This window comes from Pseudomonas taiwanensis DSM 21245, assembly GCF_000425785.1.
Taxonomy (GTDB): domain Bacteria; phylum Pseudomonadota; class Gammaproteobacteria; order Pseudomonadales; family Pseudomonadaceae; genus Aquipseudomonas; species Aquipseudomonas taiwanensis.
In genome coordinates this window covers 1-7,502 of the sequence record NZ_AUEC01000051.1, presented here as the reverse complement: position 1 = coordinate 7,502, position 7,502 = coordinate 1, and the positions used below count along the sequence as shown (strand labels likewise).

At 46.4% G+C, this 7,502-nt stretch carries 5 protein-coding genes; all 5 read right to left on the bottom strand.

Features of this window, described 5'->3' with window-relative positions:
• Positions 1–256: 256 nt before the first annotated feature.
• Positions 257–1,369, bottom strand: coding sequence for a helicase-related protein (locus H620_RS27290; protein WP_209439660.1), 1,113 nt, complete (start codon positions 1,367–1,369; stop codon positions 257–259).
• Positions 1,370–1,419: 50 nt separating this feature from the next.
• Positions 1,420–2,430: a DEAD/DEAH box helicase gene (locus H620_RS27285; protein ID WP_027907841.1), complete on the bottom strand. Its 1,011-nt coding sequence runs from the start codon at positions 2,428–2,430 to the stop codon at positions 1,420–1,422.
• Positions 2,427–3,881, bottom strand: a complete 1,455-nt coding sequence (locus H620_RS0118560) for a Hachiman antiphage defense system protein HamA (RefSeq protein ID WP_081669722.1) — start codon at positions 3,879–3,881, stop codon at positions 2,427–2,429. The genes H620_RS27285 and H620_RS0118560 overlap by 4 nt, the downstream gene beginning before the upstream one ends.
• A complete protein-coding gene (locus H620_RS0118555; protein WP_027907839.1) occupies positions 3,878–5,002 on the bottom strand; it encodes a ComEC/Rec2 family competence protein in 1,125 nt (374 codons plus the stop codon). The genes H620_RS0118560 and H620_RS0118555 overlap by 4 nt, the downstream gene beginning before the upstream one ends.
• A gap of 1,034 nt (positions 5,003–6,036) precedes the next feature.
• Positions 6,037–7,356 (bottom strand): tyrosine-type recombinase/integrase, encoded by a 1,320-nt coding sequence (locus tag H620_RS0118550; protein ID WP_027907838.1) that lies wholly within the window; start codon positions 7,354–7,356, stop codon positions 6,037–6,039.
• Between the last annotated feature and the right edge of the window lie 146 nt (positions 7,357–7,502).

Here is a 7,502-nt window from a genome sequence, read left to right as displayed (position 1 = left end):
CCGACGGAACGCCAAAACGAAAAAACCCGCCAGAAGGCGGGTTTTTCGGGGGTTCCAGAGATTTTGAAAGCTTTCTATGGAACCTTGAATGGTGCGGCACCAGGAGTCGACATATGCATTAATAATTTGATTTTTCTTCAGTTTTCGTCAAAGGTCTCCGATCGCTATCCCTAAAAGTATCCCTAAAAAGCGAGCATGATTTTGGGCATGCTCGCGAGATAGTTGAGGCGGCTTAGACTTGAGTTTGCAAAAATTGTTAAATGTAAGTGATAGCGCGCTCTAAAAGCTTTCTCTCGAATCCTTCGAAAGAATAAATTATCCTATTTTTGTCTCGTCTGATGTATTCTAATAAAATGTCCACAGTAGTATCGTCAGTTGCGCCTGAAAGCTCATAAATCCAATTTGCAAGATAAGTAGGAATGCCGAACTCTTCAAGCGCGACAATCGGCGGCGGAAGATACAAGGATTCTAGGCTAAGTGCAAAAACTGTATAATCACCGCAAGGGTAGTTGAATCGTTTGAATATGGTGCGCTGAATGTCACTTATAGCCAAGATGATTTTTGGAAGATTGTAGCCAATTAAATTTCTCTTAAAGTCAAAAACACTTTGTACTGCGTCATCAATCTCGTAATCCTCCGTGCGCGAGGACCAGAAGTTATATTCGCTTTGGATTAACTCTCTATCTTCAGTTTTGTTAATTATGTTTAATATTCGATAGAAAAGCTGGTTGCTGGTTTTGACGCACCCTCCACCCATTTTCGATACGCCGAAGTGGTTGAACATTATTTCGCAAAGGTGCCTTAGTTGGTGCTTGTTCGGATGTTTTCCAGACCATGTCATTAAGGTATTCCATGGTTTAAATTTTTCCATAAGGGCTTCAGCGAATTTTATCATCCGCTCTGGAGGTACACCAATATGCTTGTTTAATAAGCTGATTGGGACATACTGCTGTGTAGTGTAGTTAGAAAGCGATGAGCGCTTCTCTGGGGGCAATTCATCTATTATGCTAAGAAGCATTGAGGCAGATGCGTTGCTATCTTGTGTGACGATCGGAACATCAATGAAAGGAAGCTCAACAGTTGGTTTTCGCCCAATTACATGGATATTTCCAACAAAGTGCTCGAACATACGGCCGCTACGACCGCTAATGTTGTTAAATGTAAAAGAATCTAATTGGGTTGCTCCTCGGATGCAGTCATCGTAGATTATCACGTTCCTTGCATTTGTGTTGACACCTTCAATCAAAGTTGAAGTGCAAATCAATATGTTGATGAGCTTGTCGTTAAAAGCTTCTACGATATAGCTGGAAACAACTCGAGGCAGTCTTCCATGGTGGCAAGCGATACCATATTCAATTGCCTGTGCCATCGACCAGTCATTGTGATAGATTTCTCGCAGCCAGGAAGAAAATGAATTTTCTAGTTTTTTCTTTTTGTTAAATCATATGACATGATTTTTTTAACTAGAGATGCGGCTCGTTTTGGTGTTTTGCAAAAAATTAGAGTTTGCTCATCAGGCTTTAGGTTGCTCAAGATATTTTTGAGATGTTCATCTCTATCTACATCTTTTTCAGGATCAGTGCCATAGTGCCTGATTTCGTACCCGTATTCATTGGCGGCTACTGTTTTGTAGCTATCATAGCTGACAAATACGCAGTTTAACTTTTCTTCAATGCCATCGGCTAAACCATTTATGTTAGGGCCAAGCATGTAGAATCGTTTGCAAATTTTAAATAGCTTGTGGAAAGCTAGGTTCAGCCGATCGCTTCTATAATCTGCTGAGTTCCGGGGCGCCAGTTTATAGAACTCATCAATAATAAAGAAATCAACTTTTTCTAGGTTTCTACACTCAAGAACCCTTTCTTGTGTATAAATGTATAGGTTTCGCTCTGATGGCTTTTGTGAAGATTGCGTGATGATTTTATAATGGCTTTTGTATTTGCTAAACTTTTTACGGAGTTCGTCCATTAGGGCAATTGTTGGGACGATAATGACTAAGTTTGAATATTCGCCAGAGCTTATTAGTGCATCAATAACCAAGCTTTTCCCAAAGCTTGTTGGTGCACTTAGAACGATGTTCTCTCCGCTTATTATTCTGTAGTAAATTTCGGCTTGTTTAAGGTGGAACGTGATGTCTTCAGATATAGGGGATTTGAATATTTCAAGCCGGAACTTATCTTTTGTTGTCGTAGAGGCTTGGTCTATATACGGGAAAAGCCCAAGTTCCGATATAAGGACGTTAAGCAATCCATTTAGTGAGTGGAACTCGTCGCGCCGTTCTAGGCATCGCAGCGTAAGATCTTGTATGAGAAAGTGGTCTGTTTGATTTGAGTTGTATATCTGTATTAATCTAAGAAATAGATGTTGCCAGTCGCTAAAGAGCGGATTGTCGATGTGTGCGCGAAGCTCAGAGTAAAATGCCTTGTTCATGAGTTGAACTCCGTGGCAAATTTTTCGTGCAGTTGTTGTACGTTATCAACAGGGAATAAGAAAACACGCAAGTCGATTAGAGGCACGATTTGAGAACTGTATGCAGTTACAACTCTTTTCCTGCAATCATCTATATCGCTTTGGAATGATTCAAGAAATTTAGAGGGATTGTATTTGTTAATGGTTTCAGAGTTGGCGCAAAGAAACATTGGAATGATTATTCTATCAAATTTTTCGGATAGACTAAGGTTCGGCATTGAAAGCTTCTCTAGTTTGGCTAATTGGGGCCAAGTTGGATCTAAAGCAGCCAAAATAAAAACCAGCCTATCTCTTATGCCGCCTGCACGAATTAGCGAGTCGACACGGCGGATAGCTTCCTTTACTGCGCTCTCTAAGCTATCTTCCATCGCGGAGATGCCAAGCCATAGCTCAACTTTTGCCCTATTAATAATAATATGGGAACAAGAGAATATAGCTTCTCCGTCGATAGTAGTAGTGTTGGATATAATGGGAATTGTTTTGTGGTTTTGACGTATTGCAATGTGTAGGAGTAAATCTGCGAGCGCAGCGGGGTCTTCAACTTTGAAGTTGCGGCGGGCACTTTGGATTCGTTTGAAGCTGTGCCTGCTGAGGGCATTTTTTTCCTTAGGTGTGAGAGCGTAGTCTTCCACCCAGTTTAGAGCCTGGTCGATCAGATTTTCCGTGCGCCATTCGCCAAGATCAAAGCCAATATCTAGTCCTTTAATGTTGGGTGCAGCTATAGAACAGTCTATTGAAATTTTAAACGGACTTTCTGGATGAGGGATACCATCGTATGAAATTTCTTCACTATCGATAATTAGAATGCCATTATTATTAATGTAGTCCTTAACCGACTGCTTTTGAAATAGGGAGTGAAACGAAACGGCTTGCAGTCCAGATCCTATAGTTTGGAGTGCTAGAAAACCGATGGCGTACTTTTTGAAGAATACTGGCCCGCCAGAAAGGCCACTAGCTTGCGCGATCTCTGCAGGTTTTCCAAACTCAAAATCGTATCTGTAAGTGCTGGAAAAGTCGAAAATATTAGAGATTGTGCTTTTTATGGGGAAGTGCAATCGACTTTTCTCTGCTGAATAGCCGATTGCTCTAATTTCATCGCCAAGTTCACTTTCGTAGTGGCCGAGTTCAATTGTACAATTTGTTTTAAATGTTGATGAGGATAGAATCGCAAAGTCGGATTCTGAATCAGAAAAAACGCATTCAATTGAATAGGAATGCCCTGAATGATATTCATCTCGATTTCGAAAAATCTTTAAAGAATGCGCTTCATCCAGTACGTGGTAGGCAGTAAAAAAAAGTGACTCTGATACAGCGAAGCAAGTGCCAGTTGCTATCGCGGACTCTTGGTCGTTATAAGCTTCAAGTATGAAGACGTTGTCAAGCTTGAAGTCATCCGAAAGTTCTTTGCTCAAAGTTCTATTTCCTCAACATCTTGATGCAGGCTGATATTACCCTCCCAGTTTTCCAGGTTCATCAAGAATGACTTGGTCAAGTGCTGTATTTTATAATTTAAAATAATTTTGGCTGAGCGGTTCGGCGCGTATTTTAATATCCTAGCTATTGTTTCTAGGTCTGGGTGTGAGGATTTTTTGCCATTAGTAGATATGAGGTAGTAAGGTGTATTTATTCTTTTGATAAGTTCGATGTTAAAATTATTTTTGCTTCCATGGTGCGGGACTTTGATTGCATCAACGTTCAAAATAGAAATCGCATTTTCATTCAGCCAAGAGCTAATAGTCGCAGCGTCGGAGTCACCAAGCATTAATATGCTTTTGGATTCTGCCTTGAGCAAAAAAGAAATACTACTTTTGTTGGGTAGGGAGTCATCATCTTTGAAGGGGCGACTAGCTAGATAATCTATGTCGTCACTGTTGCTGGAAATAGTCTGGTCGGACTTAGTGGGTAAGTCGATGGAGCTAATATAGCTTTCAAAAGCAGAGCTATATTTTTTATCGATAATGCGTCTTTTAATTCCTCTTGATTTTAAAAGTGCGAGCCAGTTGTCTCTCAGGCTATCTAAGTTTTCTTTTGTTGGTCCTATAAGGTTTAGTTTGAACTCGCCTACTGTTATGATGTTTTGTAGAGATTGCCTCGTTACGGCTTTGCCATTGAACTCTAAATTTGCGTTAAGACATTTGCTTTGGAGAATGAAGGACAGAGAGGTCCCTTCCGAATACCCTATTTGCTTGTCTTCATCAAACAATACAGTAGAAGCAGAAATTGCCGAGAGTTCTATATCGTCATTTCTAGTGCCTGAGTCGGGGGAGGGATTTACAACAATTTGATTTGCACCATTAAAGTAAATCTTTTCAACTTTGTTTGAGTGTTCTGATGTGAGGAGTTTTATTGCGCCGCCAACATGATCGTTGTCAATGTGGGTGACGAAGAGAGCGTCTAGCTTGTCAATTTTTTGTATCGATTTTGACCATTCGTCGAAAGATTTTGCCGTACCACCATCTACTAAGATGTTGGTTGTGTTACCTACGATTAGAATTGAGTCGCCGTAACCGGCCTTCAGCATCAAAATCTTCATGGCATGCCATCCCTAGGCTAAAACATGGGGGGATAATGCCAAATTGCTATTAGAATTAATAGATATGATGAGATCCGTCCAGCCCGCTGCCGGACGTTGGAGATTATCAATGTCATTTTTACAGAAAATCTTCGAAACGTTCCCCACGTCATCCCGCCAAGAATGCTGAGTGTTATCAGGGATCAAGGCCCCTGCGACCTGTGGGGATGTCCTCTAACGCGGGACTGACGGCTCCTTACGACCGGGAGCAAGGGCATCTCATGATCTGGCCTCCTGAGCACCGTTACCGGTGGGCGGGTGGAGGCTGCATTGGCTGACGAGACCAGTGCCGCGAGATCCTGAGTCGGGTGAACGCAGCAATGCGATGACCGGGGCATGCCTGACTGTCAGTCAGGTGCAGTCCATTCCTTGGTCTGCGGCACCATCATCGGCATGGCTGTTGCTGGTGACATCGGCGTTTGTCACGCCAATTGTCACGAGGGGAATTGCCGCTGAGCCATGTGCGATCAGGGCTGCAGCAGTGTCAGGAGCGCCCGTCTCTTTCCAGTGAAAGAGACGGGCGCAGGTTGGCGCACACGAAATGGCCAAGCGGATAGGTTGCCGCTGAGCAGATGGGTAGGGTGGTTGCCGCAGGGGCAACGATATTGAGTTGGCATCCATCACATGGGTAGTGACCGTACGAGCTGCCGGACGCGAATCGTACTTGCGGGTGAACCACCGCGGGAGCGGCGTGACCTTAAAGGTTCGGGTCACCTGGGTGCTGTCATCGACAGCTCTTGCGACTCCCGGTCTACGCTTGTGGACAATATTCGTCAAGCAGCGCGATATCAGGGATTTAGCGCCTGTGGATAAAACTATCCCCCGGTGGACATCAGTGGTTTTCCACAGACGTACGCTGTGCCAGCAGTTTTTTTCTTGGGTATGGTCCTTTCAAAAGGGGCGGCTTTGCAGCCCCGTTTGCAAGGACCCGCGCGGAGGAGCTTCATGCGGTGCTGTGGGTAACTTCACAACGAGTTGAGGTGGTGTGCGGCGGTTTACTCGGTCCTCTTGGCACTGCGAAGGCGCGTGACGTTCTCGCCCGTCTGCTTGGCAAACTCGTGCGGCGTCACATGGTCCTCGCGGTTCGCCTCCAGAAACCGGCTCCACCAGGTCATGATCATCCGGCGCTCTTCGAGGAACTCGGCCTTGTGGGTATAAGCGGCCCGTACGTTGTTGCGCTCCTTGTGACTCATCTGCCGCTCGATAGCCGTCTCCGACCACAGCCCGGACTCGACCAGCGCACTGCACGCCATGGCTCGGAACCCGTGGCCGCAGATATCCACCTTGGTGTCATAGCCCATCGTCCTTAGCGCGGCGTTCACCGTGTTCTCGGACATCGGCTTCCACGGTTTTGCATCCCCCGCGAACACCAGCTCGAACTTGCCGGTGATCGCGTGGATCTGCTCAAGCAAGGCCACTGCCTGCGGCGATAAGGGTACAACGTGGATATCCCCGGCCATTTTTGTACCCCTTGTGGAAAAGGGTACTCCGTCCAGCGCCGGGCGGGTGTCGGGGATCTCCCAGATGCCACGCTTGAGGTCAAACTCGTTCCAACGGGCGAAGCGCAGTTCACTGGAGCGCACGAACACGTGCAGCGATAGCATCACCGTGAGGCGCGTGAGCGGGCGACCTTTGTAGCCGTCGATACGCGCCTGTAGCTCAGGCAACCGCGATAAGGGTAGTGCGGGTCGATGTGTAACCCGTGGCGTTTTGATCGAGCCATCGAGATCGTGAGCCGGGTTCGCCGTGATCAGTCGCAGCCGTTTGGCTTCGCGCATGATGCTTTGCAGGTAGTTCTTGATCCTGAGCGCCACGTCGATGGTGCCGCGCTTCGTCACAGCCTCCAGTGGCTGCATGAGGTCGTGGGTGTCCAACTCAACGATTGCCCTGGCACCTAACAAAGGGAATACGTGAGTCTTCAACCGACTAAGCACAGTCTTAGCGTGGCCCGGCGCCCACTTCGGCACCATCCCGGCATACCAATCGAGCGCAACGCTTTCGAAGGTTCGGCCATTGATCACGGCTTGCACCTTGGCCTGCTGCTTGGACTGTATAGGGTCAATGCCGTTGGCGAGCTGCTGTTTGAGCTCGAAGCGCTTGTGGCGAGCGTCAGCCAGCCCGACCACTGGGTAGTTGCCAAGTGAGGTCAGGCCCTCGCGGCCATCGGGCTTCACATACCTGAGCCGCCAGCCTTTGCGACCGTTGGGCTTCACGAGCAGGTAAAGGCCATCGCCGTCAAAAAGCTTGTACTCACGTTCGCGAGCCTTTGCAGTGCGGCAGGCGTTGTCGGTAAGGGGAGCCGTTGTGCGAGCCATAAGGGTACTTTCCAATGTCGAATTGGTAGGTATCCTTAAAAGTACCCTTATTAGCGCTGGCTACCCTCGGAATCCGACGGAACGCCAAAACGAAAAAACCCGCCAGAAGGCGGGTTTTTCGGGGGTTCCAGAGATTTTGAAAGCTT